Source organism: Pseudoduganella sp. R-31, from assembly GCF_049913235.1.
Taxonomy (GTDB): Bacteria; Pseudomonadota; Gammaproteobacteria; order Burkholderiales; family Burkholderiaceae_D; genus Rugamonas.
The window spans coordinates 2752444-2773251 of record NZ_CP183986.1; the positions used below are offsets into that span (position 1 = coordinate 2752444).

The 20808-nt window shown below is 65.1% G+C and carries 16 protein-coding genes; 9 read left to right on the forward strand and 7 right to left on the reverse strand.

Going from position 1 to position 20808, the window contains the following annotated elements:
- Position 1: 1 nt before the first annotated feature.
- Positions 2-685, reverse strand: coding sequence for a c-type cytochrome (locus ACN9MY_RS12660; RefSeq protein WP_426337413.1), 684 nt, complete (start codon positions 683-685; stop codon positions 2-4).
- 91 nt (positions 686-776) lie between these two features.
- Here ACN9MY_RS12660 and ACN9MY_RS12665 point away from each other — a divergent pair, with 91 nt between their 5' ends.
- Positions 777-2210 carry a PLP-dependent aminotransferase family protein gene (locus ACN9MY_RS12665; protein WP_426337414.1) on the forward strand — a complete coding sequence of 478 codons (1434 nt, stop codon included), beginning with the start codon at positions 777-779 and terminating at the stop codon, positions 2208-2210.
- Here the strand turns inward: ACN9MY_RS12665 and ACN9MY_RS12670 are convergent.
- Together ACN9MY_RS12670 and ACN9MY_RS12675 are read right to left on the reverse strand one after the other, a co-directional pair.
- The gene (locus tag ACN9MY_RS12670; RefSeq protein ID WP_426337415.1) at positions 2193-2849 is read right to left on the reverse strand and encodes a 3'-5' exonuclease; all 657 of its coding nucleotides are present in this window, start codon (positions 2847-2849) and stop codon (positions 2193-2195) included. The two genes, ACN9MY_RS12665 and ACN9MY_RS12670, sit on opposite strands and share 18 nt — an antisense overlap.
- Positions 2849-3325, reverse strand: coding sequence for a ProQ/FINO family protein (locus ACN9MY_RS12675; protein ID WP_426337416.1), 477 nt, complete (start codon positions 3323-3325; stop codon positions 2849-2851). Before ACN9MY_RS12675 ends, ACN9MY_RS12670 begins: the two co-directional genes overlap by 1 nt.
- Before the next feature lie 350 nt (positions 3326-3675).
- Here ACN9MY_RS12675 and rpoD point away from each other — a divergent pair, with 350 nt between their 5' ends.
- Positions 3676-6138 (forward strand): RNA polymerase sigma factor RpoD, encoded by a 2463-nt coding sequence (gene rpoD / locus ACN9MY_RS12680; protein ID WP_426337417.1) that lies wholly within the window; start codon positions 3676-3678, stop codon positions 6136-6138.
- Positions 6139-6249: 111 nt separating this feature from the next.
- On the opposite strand, the gene ACN9MY_RS12685 is transcribed toward rpoD, so the two are convergent.
- A complete protein-coding gene (locus ACN9MY_RS12685; protein ID WP_426337418.1) occupies positions 6250-7362 on the reverse strand; it encodes an HAF repeat-containing protein in 1113 nt (370 codons plus the stop codon).
- Positions 7363-7434: 72 nt separating this feature from the next.
- The gene (locus ACN9MY_RS12690) at positions 7435-7776 is read right to left on the reverse strand and encodes a zinc ribbon domain-containing protein YjdM (RefSeq protein WP_426337419.1); all 342 of its coding nucleotides are present in this window, start codon (positions 7774-7776) and stop codon (positions 7435-7437) included.
- Positions 7777-7786: 10 nt separating this feature from the next.
- Here ACN9MY_RS12690 and ACN9MY_RS12695 point away from each other — a divergent pair, with 10 nt between their 5' ends.
- Positions 7787-8458, forward strand: coding sequence for a GNAT family N-acetyltransferase (locus tag ACN9MY_RS12695; protein ID WP_426322749.1), 672 nt, complete (start codon positions 7787-7789; stop codon positions 8456-8458).
- Here ACN9MY_RS12695 and ACN9MY_RS12700 read toward each other — a convergent pair.
- Positions 8442-9068, reverse strand: coding sequence for a head GIN domain-containing protein (locus ACN9MY_RS12700; RefSeq protein WP_426322751.1), 627 nt, complete (start codon positions 9066-9068; stop codon positions 8442-8444). The two genes, ACN9MY_RS12695 and ACN9MY_RS12700, sit on opposite strands and share 17 nt — an antisense overlap.
- A gap of 182 nt (positions 9069-9250) precedes the next feature.
- Here ACN9MY_RS12700 and ACN9MY_RS12705 point away from each other — a divergent pair, with 182 nt between their 5' ends.
- On the forward strand, positions 9251-11017 hold the full coding sequence (locus ACN9MY_RS12705) for a hybrid sensor histidine kinase/response regulator (protein WP_426322753.1): 1767 nt from the start codon (positions 9251-9253) through the stop codon (positions 11015-11017).
- Entirely contained in the window at positions 11001-16667 is a 5667-nt protein-coding gene (locus ACN9MY_RS12710; RefSeq protein WP_426322755.1) for an alkaline phosphatase D family protein, read from the forward strand. Before ACN9MY_RS12705 ends, ACN9MY_RS12710 begins: the two co-directional genes overlap by 17 nt.
- On the opposite strand, the gene ACN9MY_RS12715 is transcribed toward ACN9MY_RS12710, so the two are convergent.
- Complete coding sequence (locus tag ACN9MY_RS12715) at positions 16564-17235, reverse strand: response regulator (protein ID WP_426322757.1); 672 nt, start codon at positions 17233-17235, stop codon at positions 16564-16566. The genes ACN9MY_RS12710 and ACN9MY_RS12715 overlap by 104 nt on opposite strands.
- 177 nt (positions 17236-17412) lie before the next feature.
- Between ACN9MY_RS12715 and ACN9MY_RS12720 the strand changes: the two genes are divergently transcribed.
- From ACN9MY_RS12720 to ACN9MY_RS12735, 4 genes are read left to right on the forward strand one after another with little or no spacing between them, the layout of a single operon-like run.
- Positions 17413-18915, forward strand: a complete 1503-nt coding sequence (locus ACN9MY_RS12720) for a hypothetical protein (RefSeq protein ID WP_426322759.1) — start codon at positions 17413-17415, stop codon at positions 18913-18915.
- Complete coding sequence (locus tag ACN9MY_RS12725) at positions 18912-19472, forward strand: hypothetical protein (protein WP_426322761.1); 561 nt, start codon at positions 18912-18914, stop codon at positions 19470-19472. Before ACN9MY_RS12720 ends, ACN9MY_RS12725 begins: the two co-directional genes overlap by 4 nt.
- 18 nt (positions 19473-19490) lie before the next feature.
- A complete protein-coding gene (locus ACN9MY_RS12730) occupies positions 19491-19841 on the forward strand; it encodes a hypothetical protein (RefSeq protein WP_426337420.1) in 351 nt (116 codons plus the stop codon).
- Positions 19842-19845: 4 nt separating this feature from the next.
- Positions 19846-20805 carry a hypothetical protein gene (locus ACN9MY_RS12735; RefSeq protein ID WP_426322765.1) on the forward strand — a complete coding sequence of 320 codons (960 nt, stop codon included), beginning with the start codon at positions 19846-19848 and terminating at the stop codon, positions 20803-20805.
- Positions 20806-20808 lie beyond the last annotated feature (3 nt).

Here is a 20808-nt window from a genome sequence, read left to right on the forward strand (position 1 = left end):
TTTATTTGTGGATGCCGCCGCATTCCAGCGGCAGTTGTCCGGGCAGGGCGGGCGCTGGACGCGCGTTCGGGTCGGCCGGTTGCGCGGCCAGCCAGCCGGAGACGGCGGCAACGTCGGATTCGCTCAGGCGATTGGCCACTTCGGCCATGCAGTCCGGCGCGTGCGCCTTGCGTTTCTGGTTGCGCCAGGCGCCGAACTGGGCGTTGATGTAGTCGCGCGGCAGGCCAATCAGGCCGGGAATCGCGGGTGCCACCCCGGTCATCGCCTCGCCGTGGCAGGCCACGCAGGCCGGCACTTTGCGCGAGGGGTCGCCCTGGTGCACCAGCACGCGGCCACGCTCGATCATTTGCGGCGTGGCGCTGGTGGCGGCCGGCGGCGGGTAGGGGGCGTGCTGTTCGGAGAAGTATTGGGCGATCTCCCTCAGGTAGGCATCCGGCAGCTGTTCGACCATATACGTCATCATCGGGTACTGGCGGCGGCCCTGCTTGAAGTTCAGGAGCTGGTTGTACAGGTAGCCGGCGGGCTTGCCGGCAATGCGCGGGAAGAAGGCGTCTCCTTGCTCGTTGGCTTTGTGGCAGGCAATGCAGGCGGCGACGCGCTGCTCGACGGTGTCCGGCAGGCTGGCCGGTGCGGCCAGCGCCGAGGTGGCCACAACTGCGGCGCCAAATGAGAGAATGCGGAGCATGATGAATCCGTTTTTCTTGTGATGGGTCAAGGATACGCCTGCGAGGCGGAGAATAACAGGCTCAGAATGGCCACGGAATGAGGGTATCAGTTTGAAGCTTTACGAGGCGCTAGCCGATGAACTGGCGGGCTTGATGGCGTCCGGCGTGCTGCGGCCGGGCGAGAAGCTGCCTTCGGTGCGGCAGCAGCAGGAGCGGCGCGGCGTCAGCCCGTCCACCGTGTTCCAGGCTTATTACCAGCTCGAGGCGCGTGGCCTGATCGAGTCGCGTCCGCGCTCGGGGTATTACGTGGCTTCGCGGCGCTTTGCTGCCGCGGCGGAACCGGAGGTCTCGCGGCCCGATGCGGCTTCCACCCTGGTTGACGTCAGTGAGCTGGTGTTCCAGGTGCTGGAGGCCAGCCGGGCGCCGGGCAACGTGCCTTTCGGTTCCGCCTTCCCCAGTCCCTTGCTGTTCCCGCTCGATAAGCTGGGGCGCGCGGTCGCGGCCAGCATGCGCCATATCGATCCCTGGAGCACGATTGCCGACCTGCCGCCGGGGAATGCGGAGTTGCGGCGCCAGATCGCTTTGCGCTACCAGCTCGATGGCTTGCAGGTGGCGCCGGACGACATCGTGGTCACCAATGGCGCGCTGGAAGCGCTGAATCTCTGCCTGCAGGCGGTGGCGCGGCCGGGCGACACGGTGCTGGTGGAGTCGCCGAGTTTCTACGCGGCCTTGCAGGCGCTCGAGCGCATCGGCTTGAAAGCGCTTGAGGTGGCGACGCATCCGCGCGAAGGGATCGAACTCGGGGCGCTGGCTGCGGCGCTGGAGCAGCACAGGCCGAGCGCCTGCTGGCTGATGACCAGTTTCCAGAATCCGCTTGGCAGCCTGATGCCGCCGGAGAAGAAGCGGGCCCTGGTCGAATTGCTGGCGGCGCATGACGTGCCCCTGGTCGAGGATGACGTGTACGGCGAGCTGTATTTCGGCGCGCAGCGGCCGGCGCTGGCGAAGCGTTTCGACAGCAAGGGACTTGTGATGCATTGCAGCTCGTTTTCAAAATGCCTGGCGCCGGGATTCCGGGTTGGCTGGGCTGCGGCGGGGCGTTTTGCGCGGCAGGTCGAGCGTCTTAAACTGACTACCTCGCTGTCGGCGGCGATGCCTTCGCAGCTGGCGCTGGCGGAATACCTGGGGCAGGGTGGATATGAGCGGCATCTGCGCCAGTTGCGTGGTGCGCTGGCGGGACAGCAGCAGCAGATGTTGGCGGCGATCGCGTCGCACTTCCCGGCGGGGACGCGGGTGACGCAGCCGCAGGGCGGGTATTTCCTGTGGGTGGTGTTGCCGGAGTCAGTGGATGCGCTGGAGCTGCATCGGCTGGCTTTGGCGCACGGGATCAGCATTGCGCCGGGGCCGATGTTCAGCGCGAAGCGGGCGTTTCGCAATTGCATTCGCCTCAACTACGGGCATATTTGGGATGAACGGCAGGCGGCGGCGATTGCGAAGCTTGGGGTGCTGGCGAAAACCGTGAAGCCAGTGTCAGACCCTTGGGCCTGACACTGGCTTCCCGGTTTTAGGTCGCTTGGGCGGCTTGATCGGCGGCAGCACATTGCCGATGCCGACCCAGTGCCGGTACACGCGCAGCGCCACTTGCGCATCGTCGGCGGCGTACAGGATCTGCTTTTCATTGAGCCGCGGCGTGGCCCAGTTGGTGGTGGAGATCTTCTTGGACTTGGTCAGCGCCTGGCCGAAATACTTGGCGACAGCGCTCTTGGCGCCCAGGTCATTCTTCTGTCCTGGCACGCGCAGCACCACGCCCAGGTCCACCACTTTCAGCGGCTCGATGCCCAGCTTGGCGCGCACGCGCTTGATGTCGTCGGACAGGCCGAAGCCGATCTTCAGCGTCATGTCGGATTCAAGGATAGCCTTGACCACGGCCAGATGGGGAAAGGCAGCGCCAACCTGGAACAGCCAGGCATGGCGGTCGTCGGCAAACTGGATCAGGTGCGGGCCGTCCGAGCTCTCCCCCTTGACAAAGGTCGGCTTGGATTCGGTATCGAAACCGATAGCATCCGCCGCCAGCAGGGCCGCTTGCGCTGCCTCCGCGTCGGCGGCGGTCTTCACGAGCCTGACGTCGGCCAGCCGGATGCCTTCATAAGGAGGCAGCTCGGGGACCGCTTCTGGCGCGTCGCTCATTACTTCCTGGAGAACTTGGCGGTCAGCGCCTGCAGCTTCTCTGCGCGGCGGCGCTCAGCTTCCTGGGCGGCTGCAGCTTCGCGTTCGGCAGCGCGTTCAGCCTTGCGACGCTCCACTTCTTTCTTGTAGCGTTCAGCCAGGGTTTCCTTGGCGTGCTTGCGGTGTTCGTCGGTGACTTCAGCGCCGGTGCTGCCATCCAGGTTGTAGCGGACGGTGGCTTTTTCCATGGCGCGCAGGTAGCGCTGCGAGGAGGTGTGAATGCCCAGGGCGGCGCGCATCAGCTTGCGGTTAAGCTCCGGCATCGCGGCGATGAGCTGTTTGTCGATGCCGATCGACAGCGGCAGGCTGTCGCGGAACGGGGCATACTGTTGCTGCAATTGCTTGAGCAGGGCGCGTGCGGAATTGGGAGCGGCAGGTGCGGCGGCTTGGCCTTCGGCCGACTGCTGAGGGGTAGTGCTAGTGTTCATCGACTTCATAGGTTAATCAAGAGCCGCCAGCATACCACGACGCAAGCGCCCGGCGCATTGTGTTTTCGCTCATGATGTGGTTTTGATATCGAATTAATGGGTGCAGTCCGGGCCGAAACCTTGTATAATGACAGACGCACCAAATGCAGGACGGTGCGAATTCAGTTTGGTAAAGAGTTTTCGGCCGGGGCCGCGCTGCCCTGTGAAGTCCAGTTCCAGGGCATGTGCCCTCTCTAATCACTGAATCATCGGAATCGAGCCCGGTCATGCGGGCTTTTTCTTTTCCCGATTATCCCTGAAACCGGGCCATCGCGAGCCTTCGATAAGTGCACCTTCGGGTGTGCTGAGAGAGATATTGAATGACGAAACCTAAGACCCTGACGTTGTCCGCCAAGAAGTCCACTGGCTCCTCCACTACCAGCGCTCCGTTGGCTGTGCCAAAGACCAGCCTTTCGTATGTGATCGACAACGCTCAAGAGGAAGCAGGAAAAGTCACCGTAGTAAAGAAATCGCGCCGCCTGGCTGCCGTGCCGCCAGTGGAAGCGCCGGCGGAAGCCGTGGCCGACGAAGCGGTCGTCAAGACCCGCGCCCGTAAGACCGCTGCTGCCAAGCCGGTGTCGCTGGCTGTCGTCGCTGAAGAAGCGCCGGCGGCGCCTGCAAAGCGCGGCCGCAAGCCCAAGGCCGCCGAACCTGCGCCCGTGATCGTGACGAGCGGCCCGGCTGCCGTGACTGAAGTGCGCGACGCAGCCGTGCTGGCATCGATCGACACTTCCGGCTACCTGCTGCCGCAAGTGAAGGTGCCGGGCCGTCGCGGCCGCAAGCCAAGCGAATTCACCCCGGAAAACGATGAAGTGGCGGCACTGAACGCCGTGGAACGCGCCGAACTGAAGGCAGCGTCCAAGGCGCGCGAGCGCAAGGCCAAGGGCATCGACGCCTTCGGCATGGCCGACGGCGCCAACGCGGAGGAGCTGGAAAAGCGCCGCACCCAGTTCAAGAACCTGATCAACCTGGGCAAGGACCGCGGCTACCTGACTTACGCCGAAATCAACGATCACCTGCCGGAAAACATCGTCGAGCCGGAAGCGATCGAAGGCATCATCGCGACTTTCAACGACATGGGCATCGCCGTGTACGAGCGCGCGCCGGATGCGGAAGCGCTGCTGCTGTCCGATAACGTGCCGACCGCCGCCAGCGACGATGAAGTGGAAGCCGCAGCTGCCACCGCGCTGTCGACCGTCGATTCCGATTTCGGCCGCACCACCGACCCGGTCCGCATGTACATGCGTGAAATGGGCGCCGTGGCGCTGCTGACCCGCGAGGGCGAGATCGAGATCGCCAAGCGTATCGAAGGCGGCTTGCGCGACATGATCCAGGCGATTTCCGCCTGCCCGACCACCATCGACGAGATCCTGCTGCTGGCGGAGAAGATCGCGAAGGACGAGATGAAGGTGGACGACGTGGTGGACGGCTTTGTCGACTTGAACGAAGACGCGCCGGTTCCTGCGCCCGCCAAGGTCGTTGCCGCGGCTGACGAAGACGAGGAAGAGGAAGAGCTGGACGACGAGGAAGAAGACGGCGACGTCAACGGCGGCGCTGCCGGCTACTCGACCGAACAACTGGCGCAGTTGAAGGATGACGCGCTGGCCAAGTTCGCCCTGATCTCGAGCCAGTACGACAAGATGCGCAAGGCCGCCTACGGCAATGCCGCCTACGTGAAAGCGCAGGACATCATCTCCAACGAGCTGCTGGGCATCCGCTTCACCGCGAAAGTGGTGGAAAAGCTGTGCGACACACTGCGCGGCCAGATGGAGCAGGTGCGTTCGATCGAGCGCGCCGTGCTGGAACTGTGCGTGAACCGCTGCGGCATGCCGCGCGCTCACTTCATCAAGGTCTTCCCGGGCAATGAAACCAACCTGGATTGGGTGGACGGCGAAGTGGCGGCAGGGTATCCATACAGCGCGGTGCTGGGCCGTAACGTTCCCGCCATCAAGGAACTGCAGAACAAGATGATCGACCTGCAGGAGCGCGTGGCGCTGCCGCTGGCCGACCTGCGCAAGATCAACAAGCAGATGGCTGCCGGCGAAAAGCGTGCGCGCACCGCCAAGCGCGAAATGACCGTAGCCAACCTGCGCCTGGTGATCTCGATCGCGAAGAAGTACATCAACCGCGGCCTGCAGTTCCTGGACCTGATTCAGGAGGGCAATATCGGCCTGCTGAAGGCGGTCGACAAGTTCGAATACCGCCGCGGCTACAAGTTCTCGACCTACGCTACCTGGTGGATCCGCCAGGCGATCACGCGTTCGATTGCGGACATGGCCCGCACCATCCGCGTGCCGGTGCACATGATCGAGACCATCAACAAGATGAACCGCATCTCGCGCCAGATCATGCAGGAAACCGGTTCCGAGCCGGATATGGCAACCCTGGCGCTGAAGATGGAAATGCCGGAGTCCAAGGTGCGCGAGATCATGAAGATCGCCAAGGAGCCGATTTCCATGGAAACCCCGATGGGCGAGGACGGCGATTCCCAGCTGGGCGACTTCATCGAAGACAACACCACGCTGGCGCCGCTGGACGCCGCGCTGCACGCATCGATGCGCAACGTGATCAAGGAAGTGCTGGATTCCCTGACCCCGCGCGAAGCCAAGGTGCTGCGCATGCGCTACGGTGTCGAGATGTCCAACGACCACACGCTGGAAGAAGTGGGCAAGCAGTTCGACGTGACCCGCGAACGTATCCGCCAGATCGAAGCCAAGGCGATGAGCAAGCTGCGCCAGCCTTCGCGTTCGGACAAGCTGAAAACGTTCCTGACGGAGAAGTAATGAAGACGGAGGCCTCGGCCTCCGTTTTTTTTTGGCCTTGCGCGTCGCCGATTGCCTGAACAACTGCGATTAAGCGAGGATGGGAGCCGCTGCTCCCTCCTCAAGCAAGTTCTATGCGATAGAAAGCATCAGGCGTTTGCCGAAATCAAAGCCTTTGCGGAGGTGTTCGCGGACCTTGAAGCCTGCTATTGCGGCGATAACGGCCAGGAAGCCGAGCGTGAGCCAGTCGACCGGCTTCAGGCCATGGTCGGGGCGGGCCGAATCCACCGCGCCGGACTTCAGCACGTGGCCGGTGTAGCTGGAGCCAATCACCGTGCCGTCTTCCGTGATGTCGCGCGTCAGGTACAGGCTCTCATAACCGGAGCGCACCTGCATCCGGCCGCCCTTGTAGATGAAGGTATGCGGCGCGTCGTGGTCTTTCATGCGCACGGTGCCGACGATGTCGCCGTGGTTGTTGATGCCGTTGGCGAAGCTGGAGCCGTGCGCGATCATCGCGCCCAGGTCGATCATGCGGCCGTTTTCGTACATGAAGGCGTGCCAGCTGCGATCCTCCATTTCGGAGGCGCCGCCCACCACGCCGTGGTCGTTGACGCCGGTTGCCACGCTGACGCGGCCGCCCAGCGTCGGCAGCTCGATCATGCCGCTACCCGGCTTGTACAGGAAGGCGCGGCGGTAGCCGTTCGGCAGCTGCGCGGCGCCGACCACATAGCCATTGATGTTGATGCCGGTGGCGTAGCTGTTCTTGCCTCCGAAGGTGCCCAGGTCCAGCATGGCAATGCCGGTATCGACAAAGGCGTGGTAGTTGCCGTCGGCGGTGTCGGCGTAGCCGACGATGTGGCCGGATTCATTGAGTGCGGTGCCGACGCTGCTGCTGCCGCCCAAGGTGCCGAGGTCGCGCATGCCCAGCGACTCCTCGTAGCGGAAGGCATGCCAGGCATTGTTGGCGGTCAGGGCGCCGCCGGTGACCACGCCCTGGTTGTTGATGGCGTTGGCGGTGCTGTCGGTGCCGCCGAGGGTGCCGATCTCGATATGACGGCCTTGCGACATCAGCACTGCGCGGCGGCGGCCGTCTTCGTCCTTGATTTCGCCAACCCATTCGCCTGCTGCGTTAATGCCTGTCATGGTGCTGGACTCTGCTTTTCGTTCCCCCATCGGGCCGGCGGCGTGGGTAGTGGTGAAGGGCAGGGCCAGTGCGATGGCCAGGGCAAGCGTGGCAGGCTTCATAGGCAGTCTCCGGTAAATGGGAATTATTCCGGAGACTATACGGGAATCTTGCGAATAAATATTCGCAAATTGTCACACTTTGCGAACGAACTCCGATTTCAGGCTCATGGCGCCGAAGCCGTCGATCTTGCAGTCGATATCGTGGTCGCTGTCGACCAGGCGGATGTTCTTTACCTTGGTGCCTTGCTTGATCACGCCGCCGGAGCCTTTTGGCTTCAGGTCCTTGATGACGGTGACAGTGTCGCCATCTTGCAGGAGATTGCCGGCGGCATCCTTGTAGACACGTGCGGATTCGCCGGCTGCTTCAGCGGCCTGCATTGGCCACTCGTGGGCGCATTCAGGGCAAACATAGTTTTCGCCGTCTTCGTAGGTATACTCGGACTGGCATTTTGGGCAGGCTGGGAAATTGGACATTGGAACTCACATGCAGGAATTGGAAAACCCGATCTGGGCTGCGCTGTATGGCGCACAGCAACATTTTAGCATTCCGGCAGGCGCGGCCCGCCGCTATCCGGCCGAGGTGGCGCCGTTCATGGCGGTGCCCGAGGCCGGCGTGGCCTTGCCTGCGGCCGACCTGGAAGGCGTGGGCGCCGGCTACTACTTCCTCGGCGCCATGCCGGAACTGCCGCGGGGCTGGTCGCTGCAGCCGCTATCGGGCGTCCTGCAAATGGTGTACCAAGGCGGGCCGGTCGCGGCACCGGATGCCGGGGCGATCCGCGTGTTGGCGGCAGACGATCCCGCGATGGTGGAGCTGACCAATCTCGCCTTCCCCGGCTACTTCCGGCCGCGCACCGGCGAAATGGGCAGGTACGCCGGCATCCACGACGATGGCGGCCGGCTGGTGGCGCTCAGCGGCGAGCGCATGGATCTTGGCCACCTGCGCGAAGTGAGCGCCGTCTGCACCCACCCTGAATTCACGGGGCGCGGCTACGCGCGCAAGCTGGTGGAATTCATCATGCACGGCATGCAGCAGCAGGGCGTGCGCCCCATGCTGCACGTGGGAGCGGCCAATGCCCGCGCCCAGGCCTTGTACCGCTCAATGGGATACGTGCCAACCCGCGAGCTGGCGCACGCACGGCTTATTTGCCCGGACTGACGTTGCCGATGCCCTTGGCCGACTTGTTGATGTGTTTCGGGTTGCCGTAATAGGTGAAGTTGCCCATGCCTTCCACAATCAGGTTCAGGGTGTCGCTGGCGTAGAGGCTGATGTCTCCCATGCCGGTGAAGTTCACGTCGGCGCGTTCGGCTTTCAGGTCCTTGAGGTTGGCCTGGCCAACCCCCTGGCCTTTCATGCGCAGCAGCTTGACCTTGCCGCTGGCGTAGAGCGCGCCGGCGCCTTCGAAGCTGATGTCGATCCGTTCGCCGTTGATGTTGGTGACGCGCGATTCGCCGGCGCCCAGCACGCGATAGCTGGTCAGCGCCGGCACGGTGACGGTGATCTTGTCGCCTTCTTTGACGTCGACCGGGGCCTTGTTGGTATTTTCGTAGACGACGCGCAGCACGCCGCCTTCCACGACGATGCTGACCTTGTCGATGTATTCCTTGCGGCCGCTGATCTTGACCGACTGTTCCTTGCCGACGTCAACGTAGACGTTGATCGGGCCTTTGACGTTGATGCCATAGAAATTGTCAAGCTTGCGAGCCTGGTCCGCAGCCTGCGCCGAGGCAGATAGCAGCAGGGCGGAAAAGACGAGGGTTCGATACATTGTAAACAGCTCCTGGGTGAATGGACGCCTACTTCGTTGCCGCGCAAGTTTAACTGGCAATGCACCAGCTTGCACGCGGATTTCCGTGAGGCTTTTCGGGTGAATTAGCCATCTGGCCAGTTGGCGCATGAAGACAGGCTGGTTATTCTGGATCGGACCAGCCTTCAACTGCCGGATACCCCATGACCACGGTCACGCCAGCCGCCGCCGACAATATCGACCAGGAGTTGCTCCTGTTCTTCGCTCGCCAGGGCCGCAGGATGCCTGTGCCGGTATTTGTTGCTGCGCTCATGCTGGCCATGCTGGTGCATGGCCATGTGGCCGATGCGCTGGTGGTAGCCTGGGTCGGCGTGGTTTGTCTGATGCTGGTGGTGCGGCGCATTGCATTGGGACGGCTGCCCGCCATGCATGGCCTGTCCGGCGCGCGACGCTTGCAGATTGCAATTTGCCTGAGCGGCTTGAACGGGCTGGCGCATGCGCTATCGCTGCTGTTTTTCGGCAGCCTGCCAGAGTTGGAGCGGGTCATCCTGACGTTGTTGCTGGTTGGCTTATGCACCGGCGCCATCGCGACCACCGCAGGCTATCGCCCGGTTTTCGTGGCCTACATCCTGCCGATATTCGCGCCGCTGGTGCTGCTGTGGGCTGGCGGGCAGCGCACCGGGCATTCGGGCTGGACCCCTGGCGCGGCAGCCCTGATTCTTGCCGTGCTGGCGACGCTCCTGACCGCCATTGCAGGTGATTCCTATCGCCTGTTCCGCGAATCGTTCGAGATCCGGCTGCAACAGGTGCGCCTGAACCGGGAACTGACGGATGCGCTGGCAAGAGCAGAGCAGGCGAACCAGGCCAAGACGCGCTTCCTGGCTTCGGCCAGCCATGACCTGCGCCAGCCAATCCATACCTTATCGCTGTTCGCCGCTGCCTTGGCGATGCGTCCGCTGGACGAAGCAAGCCGGGAGATCTCCGGCCACATGCAAGCCGCCCTTGGCAGCCTGACCGCCCAGCTCGACGCGCTGCTCGATGTTTCTAAGCTCGACGCCGGCGTGGTACTGGCCAGCGTGGTGCCGGTGCGCCTGCCCGCCCTGTTGCATCGCGTGCACGACGAGTTTGCGCCAATCGCGCAAAGCCGTGGGCTCGCCCTCGGCTTTCACAGCGTTGGCGAGGCAGTAGTCGATACCGACCCGGTCTTGCTGGGGCGTGTGCTCTGCAACCTGGTGGATAACGCCATCAAGTACACGGCGGAAGGCGGTGTGCAGCTTGAGTTGCTGGCGCAGGGCGGCCTGGCTGTCGTGATCGTCGAGGACAGCGGTTGCGGCATTCCGGTCGATGAGCAGGGACGGGTGTTCGAAGAGTTCTATCAACTGGACAATCCGGAACGGGACCGTGCCAATGGCCTCGGCCTCGGCCTGTCGATTGTGGCGCGGCTGGCAAAGCTGCTGGCGCTGCGGCTGGAAATGGTGTCGCGCGAGGGCGTGGGCACCGCATTTTACGTGATACTGCCGCTGGCGCAGGCGGCGCCGGCGCCAGTCACTGCACAGTCGAGTGTGGCCGGTTCGCTCGCCGGGCGCCAGGTGCTGGTGGTCGACGACGAATTGGCAGTGCGCAGCGGAATGCAGGCGCTGCTGGTGGAGCTGGGCGCGCGGGTCAGCCTGGCCGATGGCACGGCGCAGGCCGTCGCGCTGGCCGCGCTGGACCGGCCCGACCTCGCCCTGGTCGATTTCCGCCTGCGTGGGCAGGACAGCGGCCTGCTGGCAGTCCAGTCGCTGCGCGAGCTCTATCCCGGTTTGCCGGTCATCCTGGTCAGTGGCGATACCGCCCCCAACCGGCTGCGCGAAGCGCGCAGTGCCGGCCTGCCTTTGCTGCACAAGCCGGTTCCGCTGGCCGCCTTGCTGGCGGCGGTAGCGCAACTGGAACAGTCACCGAAAGGGGTACATCATGGATACATGCAATAGGGAGCCGGACGCTGGCAGCACGCAGCGCCATCGCAACTGGCTGTCGCACGGCCTGGAGAGCCTGGCCGCGAAGCTGGCGCTGCGCGGCGCGGAGCCAGCGCCGGACTATGATGTCGTTATCGTCGGCAGCGGCTACGGCGGCGCAGTGGCGGCAGCCGGGCTGGCCGGCTGCCGTGGCGAGGAGTCGGGACAGCCGCTCTCGGTCTGCGTGCTGGAACGGGGCAGGGAATACCTGCCGGGCGCCTTCCCCAGCCGGCTGGCAGAATTGCCTGGACACCTGCGCTTCAGCACCCCGGGCGGCCAGGTACGCGGCCAGCGCGAGGGCTTGTTCGATTTGCGCCTGGCTGGCGATGCCAATGTGCTGCTGGCCAATGGCCTGGGCGGCGGTTCGCTGATCAACGCCGGTGTGCTGGAAGAACCTGCGGCCGAGGTGGTGGCGGCGCTGGAACAGGCGGCGCCCGGGCTGGCAACCCATTTCGCCAGCGCGCGCGCCAGGCTGATTGCCGTTGATGGCGGCACCTTGCAAGCGCACGGTATTGCCGCTCCGGCCAAATTGATGGCGCTGGAGCAGCTGGGGCGGCAAGTCAAAGGGGGCAAGCTGCGCCAGGCCCGTATCAGCGTGGCGCTCGAAGCCCGCGACAGCAGCGCACAGGTGCGGCTTGACCGTTGCGTTCAGTGCGGCGACTGCGTTACCGGCTGCAACTTCAACGCCAAGGAATCGCTCGACACCAACTTGCTGGTAGACGCCTGGCGCCATGGCGCCGAACTGTATACCGGCGCCACGGTGCTGCGGTTCGAACACGACCGGGCCGCCGGTTGCTGGCTGCTGCACCTGACGTATACCGACCCCGGCTTGCGCGAACGGCAGCCGCAGCCGCTGGTGCTGAGGGCCGGCAAGCTTATTCTCGCTGCCGGTGCGCTGGGTTCGACCGAGATCCTGTTGCGCTCCCAGACTGCTGACCTGCAGTTTTCCGGTCAGCTGGGATGCGGCTTCTCGAGCAATGGCGACATGATCGCCGCTGTCTACGGGCAGCAAGCCCCGGCGCATCCGACCGATGATGAAAACACGGCTGCGGGCGCGCGCAGGGTTGGCCCTACCATCACCGGCATTGTCGATGTGCCGGCGCAGGATGGGCAGCCGGGCTTCGTGGTCGAAGAGCTGGGAATTCCGGCGCCGCTGCGGCGCGTGCTGGAAGAAGTACTGGCCACCACCCATACCCTCGATGCGCTGGCCTATGCGGACGAGAGTGAACACGGCAACGATGGCAGCCAGGGCGATCCCTGCGCAGTCGATGCCGGGGCGATCGAGCGCAGCAGCATCCTGGCGATCATGGGCGATGATGGGGCCGCCGGCGCGCTGGAGTTGGCCATCGCCGACGATGAGAACGAAGGCAGCTTGCGGGTACGCTGGCCGGGCTTGCGGAACAGCGAACTGTTCCAGGGCCAGATGGCGGCGCTGGCCGCCGCTTGCGCCGGCCTGGCGCCGGACGGACAGGGCGAACCGCCGCGCCTGCTTGCCAACCCGCTCTGGAAGACCCTGCCCGATTCCATGGAATTCCTGCTGTCGGGGCGGCGCGGTCCTCCCTTGACCGTGCATCCTTTAGGCGGCTGCCGGATGGCGCACGACAGCGAGCATGGCGTGGTGGACGATTGCGGCCGCGTGTTCATGCGCCGCAAACGGGGCCAGGAGTCATTTCATCCAGGACTGGTAGTGCTGGACGGTTCCATCGTGCCGCGCGCGCTTGGCATCAACCCGGCGCTGACCATTGCGGCGCTGGCCGAACGGGCGATTGAGGCGCTGCGCAAAGAGTGGAAACTGGCCAGGCCGCCTGAGGCCGGCCTGGTCGGCCTGCCGCAGGAGCGCCCGCGCTTCCAGCTGGCGCCCAGCGCACAGGCGCGCAGCGCAGCGCCCACCATGGTCGACCTGCGCGAACGGCTGTGCGGCCCAAGCTGGCTCGATACCGCAGCCGGTCCGCGCCAGTTTTTTGTCGAACTGACGATCGCTTACGAACGGCAGGACCTGGCGCGGCTGGTCTTGCCGGCGGACGGCGGCGCCGTGCCGCTGCAGCGCCGCATGCTCACCCGGCCTGGGGAAAGCTGGCTCACGCTGTATGACTGGGATGCCTGGCAGGCGTGGAGCCCGAAGCGCGATGACCCCAGCCATCCCAAGCCGCCCATCTTGCTGAAAGCCAGGGTGGAAGGCGAGTTGCGCCTGTTCCATCGCGAGCCGGGCACGGCAGGCGGGCGCCGCTGGGCAGCGCTGCCCGCCTGGTTCCTGAACCGGGGCCTGCGCGACGCCTGCCAGGTATTGTGGCAGACGGTGCGCAGGGGGGAGTGGCGGCACGAACCCGCCCTGTTGTTTGCCAATGGCGGCCGGCGCATCCGGTCGGCCTGGAACCTGGCCTCGCGGGCCGGCGAGGTGCGCCTGCTGGAGTACGTGCTGCAGGTGCGCGAGCTGGTGGTCCCGCCCGCTGAGGCGCTTGCCGGGCTGGAGGTGGAGGGCCAGCCGATCGTTGGCCGCAAACGCCTGACCTATGCGCGTGCCGCCAACCCCTGGCACCAGTTGACCCGGCTGCAGCTCGAGCAGTTTCCCGGCCTGCGCGCCGGCAGCCCGGCCCGGCTCGAACTCGACACCGGCTTCCTGGTATGGAAGCAGCAGCCGCTGCTACGCATCCTCCGCCAGCAGGACCAGGTGTCGGCACTGGCCGATTGCGCCGGACTGGCCGGCTATTTCCTGCGCCTGTTCCTGAGCGTCCACGTGTGGAGCTTCCGCAAGCCGGACGATTCCGCGCCGCGTGCGCCGCGGCGCCTGCCTGGCAAGCTGCCGGGCTGGTTCCGGCCGGCACCCGAGGTGACCGAGCTTGAAGTCGACCGCCTGCCCGACGGCACCCCCGTGGTGGCGCGCCTGACCCGTTACATGGGCCACGTCGACCAGGGGACGCTGCCGCCCGTGCTGCTGATACACGGCTACAGTGCCAGCGGCACCACCTATGCCCATCATTTGCTGCGCCCGGGGCTGGCCAAGTACTTGTGGCAGCGCGGCCGCGATGTATGGGTGGCCGACCTGCGGACTAGCAGTGGTTTGCCCAGCGCGCGCCACCCCTGGACACTGGAAGATGTGGCGCTGGCCGATATTCCGGCCGTGGTGGCGCATGTGGCGCGCAGCAGCGTGCACGGCACGGTTGACGTGTTCGCGCACTGCATCGGGGCGGTAATGACCAGCATGGCGGTGCTGGCGCTGCCCGAGCCTGGCGCGCGTTTCCAGCAAGAGCGGCAGGCGCTGCCGGGAATGATCCGCAGCCTCGTGCTATCACAGCTGGGACCGGTGGTGAAGTTCAGCCGCGACAACCGCCTGCGCGGCTACCTGATGGGCTACCTGCGCCGCATGCTGCCGCTGGACCGCTACGAGTACCGGCTGGAGCGCGAGGCGACCTTGCTTGACGAACTGATTGACCGGCTGCTGGCGACCTTGCCGTATCCGGACGAGGAGTTCCGCATCGAAAACCCGCTCGGGCCGTGGCGCAACGCAAGCTTCGTGCGCACCCGGCATCGCATGGACGCCTTGTATGGGCGAGACTTCAACCTGCCGCAGCTCAGTTCCGCCATCCTCAAGCATATCGACGACTTCTTCGGGCCGCTGAATACCGAGACCCTGGCCCAGACCATCCATATCGCGCGGCTGCAGCGCATCGCCAACCGCGCCGGACGCAATGTCTATGTCGCGCAGGGAACGCTGGCCACGCGCTGGACCTTCCCCACCCTGGCACTGTTCAGCGACCAGAGCGGGGTGTCCGATCATGCGGCAGCCGCCTTGTTGCAGCGCCAGTTGTGCGGCACGCCGGTCCGGCTGACGCCGGTGATCCTGCACGATTTCGGCCACCAGGACTGCCTGATCGGGAAGCGCGCCGCCGGCGAGGTGTTCGGGCGGGTGGCCGCCTTCATGGCGCAGCCGCAATGCGCGGCACCGCTGCCGGCCATGCGGCGCTGGCGCGTGGCGCCCCCGGTTGCAGGCCCCTTGCGCAGCAGCCTTGACGAGGCGGTGCGCTGGAAGATTGGGCTCGGCATCGATCCGCAACAAAATGGCGCGGCCATGATTGCGCTGGTGCCGGTGGTGGAAAGGGGGCAGCGCCTGCAGGCGTCGCACGCGCCGCTGGCGAGCCACATCCAGTTCCGTCCAACCCCGGCCGAATGCGAAGGCTGGCTGCGGCTGGATATACCGCCGCCGCCCGCCGGCGCTACGGGCTGGCTGGTGCTGGTGGTGTACGACCTGGGGGCGCAGGCGCACGCGGATCGCGAGATCTACCACGAGCCCTCGGTGCGCGACATGAAGTTCATCGCCGGCAAGGCTGAGGCGGGACTGACGGCGGACGAGTCGGCACGGGTCCGCATGCAAGCCTTTATCAACCAGCAAGCCGCCGATATCGCCGCCGCAGTCGGCGATGCGCTGCAAGCCGGCTCGGCGATCGCCCACGGCTACCTGCCGCGCCGCCAGCGCGACGACAGGGTCGCACCGGCCCTGTGCATCGCCTTCGGCAGCTGCCAGTACCCGGCTGGCCTGTTGGATCGCTATCCGGCATATGGCTCCTATTTCCGGCTCGGCAGGCTGTTGCGCGAGCATGCCTGGCGGCCTGACTTCCTGCTCTTGCTGGGCGACCAGATCTATAGCGACGCGACGGCCGGCCTGTTCGATCCAACCGCCAGGGACGATCGCTTTGTGCGGCCCTACGAGAAGTTGCTGGGTAATCCGGATGTGCGCCGGGTCCTGCGCCGCCTGCCCGTGCTGGCGATGCTGGACGACCATGAAATTGCCGACAACTGGGAAGGCGCTGCCGGCGACCCGCAGATGCAGGCGGGGCGGGACGCCTTCCGCGGCTATTTGCGGGCCAAGGAGCGCGCTGGCGCGCCAGCGTGGCTGGATTTTGCCGCGCAGCCGCGCGGATTTCCACTGTTTGTCGCCGATACGCGCACCGAACGCGCCCGGCGCAGCGCCGCCGGCATCGCGCAGGACCGCATCATGAGCGAGCGACAGATGCAGTGCCTGCTCGATTGGCTTGACAATGCACCGCCAGAGCGGCCGAAATTCATCGCCAGTCCGTCCATGGTGCTGCCGCGCCGCCTGCTCGCTGCGCGCGACATCAGCGGCCCGCATTGCTTGCGCTCCGATGCCTGGGATGGCTATCCCGCATCCTTGACGCGCCTGTTGGGGCATATCGCCGAGAATGGCATCCAGCACGTGGTGCTGCTGTCGGGCGATGAGCATATCTCCTGCGATGCGCAGGTAACGTTGTCATGTCCTGGACGCGAGCCGGTGCGCCTGCGCTCCATTCATAGCTCCGGCTTCTACGCGCCGTTCCCCTTCGCGAATTCGAGCGAGGCCGACTTTGCGGGCGACGAGGACTTCAGCTTCAAGACGGGCGGCGGGCTGCAGGTCGATTGCCAGGTCCGGACGCGTTTTTACCCGGGCGACGGCTTTGCCCTGCTGCGCGTTGTGGCGGCAAGCGGGGGCGGCTGGCGCACCGAACTGCGCTTCCACCGCGGCGCTGGCGTCAGTGTAGCGAGCGGGTCAGGCCAAGCCGCGCAATCAGGGCAGCCAGTTCGCTCCTTGTCCGAGCCCCAAGCACCCCTCGAGCTCCAGTCAGATGAACCTTGACGGTGGCGATCGCCAGGTCCATGTCGCGGGCAATTTCCTTGTTCGACTTGCCCGCCGCCACCTGGCGCGCCACCTCCAGCTGGCGCGGCGACAGGCCGTGGGAACCCGTGTCGCCAGCTGGCGGAGCCGGGCGGGGAGCCCTGGCGGAGGTTGCCACGACAGCGAGATACTCCATGACCTTGCGCGGAATCACCACCCCGCCAGACATTGCCGCCTTGAGCGAGCCTTTCAATTCTTCTTCGTCCGCTGATTTCATGATCAGTCCGTCCGACGTGATCTTCAGCACGTCCACCGCCAGCTTCATGTCTTCATCGCCGGTGAGCACCACCACGCGCGATGGGGGGCGAAAGGCCGCGCGCGTCCTCTCCAGTGTCTCGATCGGCGTGCAGCCGGGCAGGTGAAGATCGAGCAAGACCAGGTCCACCACAGGGCCGCCGGCAAAGGCCAGGGCGGTGGCGGTGTCGCCAGCTTCCAGCACCTCGTAGCCGCCCTCGGGCATGACCGAGGACAGCGCGCTCATCAGCCCGCGGCGGTACATGGGGTGGTCGTCAACTAGCAGCACACGCATGGCACGGCTCCTTAAGCATCCTGGCCGTTCGGCCTAGTCCCAGTGTCTAGGTTAGCACAGCGCCACCGTGCTGAATACGTTGTTGGTTTAGCCGTCCGGCGAATGGCGCCGGCAGGGCTGCTTTCCTACACTGGACACGTTCCGATAACAACAGTGTCGACGAGGAAGGAGACCCAAATGAATATTCTGATGCAAGGCACAAAGGCCGCTACGGCAGGCGCCATGCTGGCGTTGCTGAACGGCTGTGCGGGATTCCAGCTGTATGACGAAGCGCGCGATAAACAAGGCCAGGCAGTGGTGAAAGCGTGGGGTGAAGTCAAGGCGGAAAACTACTTCGACTCCGTGCGCAAGGTGCGTGCCGCGGATGAAGTGCAGGCGCGCGAGTACCGCAAAGCCAAGCTGATGTTCGAGCGCGACAGCAGCTTCCAGCCCGTGCTTGATCTGCCCTTGGATAAAGGCCTGGCGGCCAATATCGACCACCGCCTGCTTGAGCTGGCCGGCCCCGCAAGCGCGGACTATGCCGTGCTTGACAGGAAAGTGCGCAACATCATGGACGCGATCGGCATCGAGCGGGTGAGCCAGGAGTTCTTCCAGCGCAGCCTGCTGGAGCGCCATTTCGCTGCGGACTGTACCAGCGCGCTGGCGGGCGAGCTGCGTGCCAGGCTGGAGAAGGCGCGCGAATTCGGCCTGTTGCTGGAGGCTGAAGGCTTGCGTGCTTCCTGCCAGCAGGAACAGGAGGCATCCGCCAGGCTGGACCAGGCTCTGGCAGGCACAGGCGGCGAATTGAAGAAGCAACAGGATGCGCTGCAAGCCTTGCGCAAGCAGTTGGTGTTCGAGGCGGGGCAGGCCCGCCAGGCGGAACAGGCGTTCAAGCTGGCCCAGGAAGAATACCGGCTTGCCGCCGAGCGCGCAGCACAATTTGCCGCCCGGCCGCTGCCGGGCGATGAGTTGCAGAAGTCGGCCGCGTCGCTGCACGACGCCATCGCCGTGTTGCAGAAGCTCGAGACCGCTGCCGGCAAGGAGGCGTTGGCCAGGACCAGCCTTAGCACGATCGACGATATCCTCGCCAGCGTCAGCGGCGACAAAGCGCCTGCCGCCGATGACGGCAAGCTCGAAAGCGCCGCCAGGATGTTCCCGGCGCTTGCCAACGACCTGCATCAATTACGCGCAGTGCGTGGCACCAACGTCATGCCTTCTTTGCAGATCGCGAAGGCGATTGCCAGCAGCCGCTCCGACACGGCACACAAGATGCTGGCGCTGCAAGCGCAACGGCTGGAGTACCTGGACCAGGCGCGCCTGGCCGCCTATGGGGAATTTGCATCCCTGCTTGCGGCGCGCGGGGCGCTGCCGGGCTTGAACGGCCCGCAGCGCAAGCTGAGCTTTGCTCAATTGTGGGACAAGTTTCCCGCCCATCGCCACGCGCTCGCGAAATCTGCCATCGACTACCAGACGGCGATCGGCGCGCGCCACCTCGCTACAAGTGATCTGCTCGCGGCCGCTGAAACCGTCAGGAACGAAGGCCCCTTGGTGCGGGCGGAGGGGAACTTCGGCGAATGGAGCAGCCTGATTACACCCACCGTGGACGAAGCAGCGCGTTTCGCTGCCAACGGACAGAAACCGGACCTTGTGCTGAATCTGGTCAAGGCCATTTCCCTGCTATGGATTGGAGTAGAACAATGAATTATCTCGCCATCTTGGGAGCAAGCTTGCTCAGCGCCTGCGCGGCGCCCCCTGCAATCCAGGCCAATATCGACAACGGAAGAAACCTGCTCGCTTCGGTGCGTGAGGAGCTGGCGGCGTTCAACGAACACGAGCAGGCCGCACGGCGCGGCCGGGTGACCAACCTGCGCTCGGATTGGGCGAAATTAACGAGCGACATGCACCAGGCCATGCTGGAGCGGCTGGCAGCACAATCGGCCGGCAATCCCGGGGCGGGGCAGTTGTTCGACCACCTGCGCCAGGCAGCCGACCAGCGTGTCCAGCAAGAGGCCGCCCTGGCCGGCCAGCAAGGCCATTTCCATGAGCGCGCCGATGCGCCGCCCACCGCATCCTTGCAGGCGACGGAGCTGTCCTTGCAGGAGTTGGGTAGCACGGCCCGCAAACCCGACCGGGTCAGCGTGTTGCGCCAGTTCGCCGTGGAACTGGCGCGCACGCAGGGGCCAGCTCCTGCCGCCGCCGAAGGCGTTCCCGCACCGGTTGCCGCCAACGAGGGCGCGGCACCGGTCCTGTCCAAATGAACTTGAATGGAGGTTGCCATGCCCGAAACCCTGATTGAATACCACATCTGGCTGCAATTGCTGATTGATTTGTGCATCGCAATCAAGAAGCGCATGGAGTCCGACGGCCGGCCGGAGCTGCACAGCCGTTTTACCAAAGCCGATGCGGCACGGCGCGAAGTGATGGGGCGCATCGTCGAGGCCGAGACCCAGGGGCTGAGCCTGGCGCCGCCGTCGCCGGCAGTGATCGATGGGACCAAGCGCGTGGCTGATGCCGCACGCGGCAAGAACCTGCAGCTCGAGACGACCTCGGCCCTGATGAAGCTGTCCACCGACCTGCTCAATCTTGTGTCCGTCGGTACCGGCAAGCCCGGGCTGGCCGCGGGTTAGCATCATGGACATGTGGCAAGCGATCGGCAACGTCAGCTCCCCGCTGACGTTCGTTGCCTTCCTGGCTGCCCTGGTATCGCGCATCTACGAAGGCCAGTTGCAGCGCATGGCGGAGGAAGTGCGCAGCAGCAGCGGGGCCCAGCGCGATGTCCTGCTGGGCGCCCTGTCCAACGTCATGCGACGCGCTGATGGCGATCAGGCGATGGCAGCGCTGACGCGCCAGGAAACCCGGCTCAAGCTCGCCTGGTTTAGTTTCCTGATCGTGGCGCTGTGCCTGATCGGCCTGTCGGCATTCGCCTATTGGGGCGAACATCCCGAGCGTACGGTGCGGGAAATGCTGCAGGGAGAGCACAAGGCGGCCGTGATTGCTGCGCTGAAGAGCCAGAAGATCTATCCGATCACCGATGCCGAACTGCCGGATGCGCTGACAACGCTGGTCAGCCTGGATGCCAGGGAAAATGCGCTGGACCGCTATGGCAAGTGGGAGAGCAAGCAGGTCAAGATCATGGCCGTGCCGTCGCTCGCCGAATTGCGCCGCCGGGCGGCCAAGCGCGAAGAACCGTTCGAGCCCATGGGAGAGCAATTCAGGGTCGGCGTGCCGAACATCGGGCCGGAACAGCCGGCGCGCTTCCACGTCTATGTGGGCATGAAGTCGCCCCTGGCCTGGCAGCGCCTCAGCATCACCAATCCCGTTACCGACCGCACGCTGCGGGTGCTGGCCAAACCCGGAATCGAGGAAGACAGCGATGTTGACCTGCACTTGAATTACCTGCAGGTCCGGCAGCTATTCAATGGAAACCTGCCGGCCCGGACCGCATCGGTGTGGGTTGAAGTACTGCAGCCAGGCACCTTGTACGACCCAGCCTGTGAACCGGCCCGCAAGCGGGGGGCGCGCGCTGGCCAATGCGATCCGGACCAAAGGCCCGATTCGAAGCAGTTCCTGCCCAAGGCCGGCGCCCTTTAAAGC

Excerpts from the sequence above, each read along its gene's own strand:
- ACN9MY_RS12725 (WP_426322761.1), top strand. The coding sequence starts at position 18,912 with ATGAATTATCTCGCCATCTTGGGAGCAAGCTTGCTCAGCGCCTGCGCG.
- rpoD (WP_426337417.1), top strand. The coding sequence starts at position 3,676 with ATGACGAAACCTAAGACCCTGACGTTGTCCGCCAAGAAGTCCACTGGC.
- ACN9MY_RS12710 (WP_426322755.1), top strand. The coding sequence starts at position 11,001 with ATGGATACATGCAATAGGGAGCCGGACGCTGGCAGCACGCAGCGCCAT.
- ACN9MY_RS12700 (WP_426322751.1), bottom strand. The coding sequence starts at position 9,068 with ATGTATCGAACCCTCGTCTTTTCCGCCCTGCTGCTATCTGCCTCGGCG.
- ACN9MY_RS12685 (WP_426337418.1), bottom strand. The coding sequence starts at position 7,362 with ATGAAGCCTGCCACGCTTGCCCTGGCCATCGCACTGGCCCTGCCCTTC.
- ACN9MY_RS12695 (WP_426322749.1), top strand. The coding sequence starts at position 7,787 with ATGCAGGAATTGGAAAACCCGATCTGGGCTGCGCTGTATGGCGCACAG.
- ACN9MY_RS12690 (WP_426337419.1), bottom strand. The coding sequence starts at position 7,776 with ATGTCCAATTTCCCAGCCTGCCCAAAATGCCAGTCCGAGTATACCTAC.
- ACN9MY_RS12670 (WP_426337415.1), bottom strand. The coding sequence starts at position 2,849 with ATGAGCGACGCGCCAGAAGCGGTCCCCGAGCTGCCTCCTTATGAAGGC.
- ACN9MY_RS12730 (WP_426337420.1), top strand. The coding sequence starts at position 19,491 with ATGCCCGAAACCCTGATTGAATACCACATCTGGCTGCAATTGCTGATT.
- ACN9MY_RS12735 (WP_426322765.1), top strand. The coding sequence starts at position 19,846 with ATGGACATGTGGCAAGCGATCGGCAACGTCAGCTCCCCGCTGACGTTC.
- ACN9MY_RS12675 (WP_426337416.1), bottom strand. The coding sequence starts at position 3,325 with ATGAAGTCGATGAACACTAGCACTACCCCTCAGCAGTCGGCCGAAGGC.
- ACN9MY_RS12720 (WP_426322759.1), top strand. The coding sequence starts at position 17,413 with ATGAATATTCTGATGCAAGGCACAAAGGCCGCTACGGCAGGCGCCATG.
- ACN9MY_RS12715 (WP_426322757.1), bottom strand. The coding sequence starts at position 17,235 with ATGCGTGTGCTGCTAGTTGACGACCACCCCATGTACCGCCGCGGGCTG.
- ACN9MY_RS12660 (WP_426337413.1), bottom strand. The coding sequence starts at position 685 with ATGCTCCGCATTCTCTCATTTGGCGCCGCAGTTGTGGCCACCTCGGCG.
- ACN9MY_RS12705 (WP_426322753.1), top strand. The coding sequence starts at position 9,251 with ATGACCACGGTCACGCCAGCCGCCGCCGACAATATCGACCAGGAGTTG.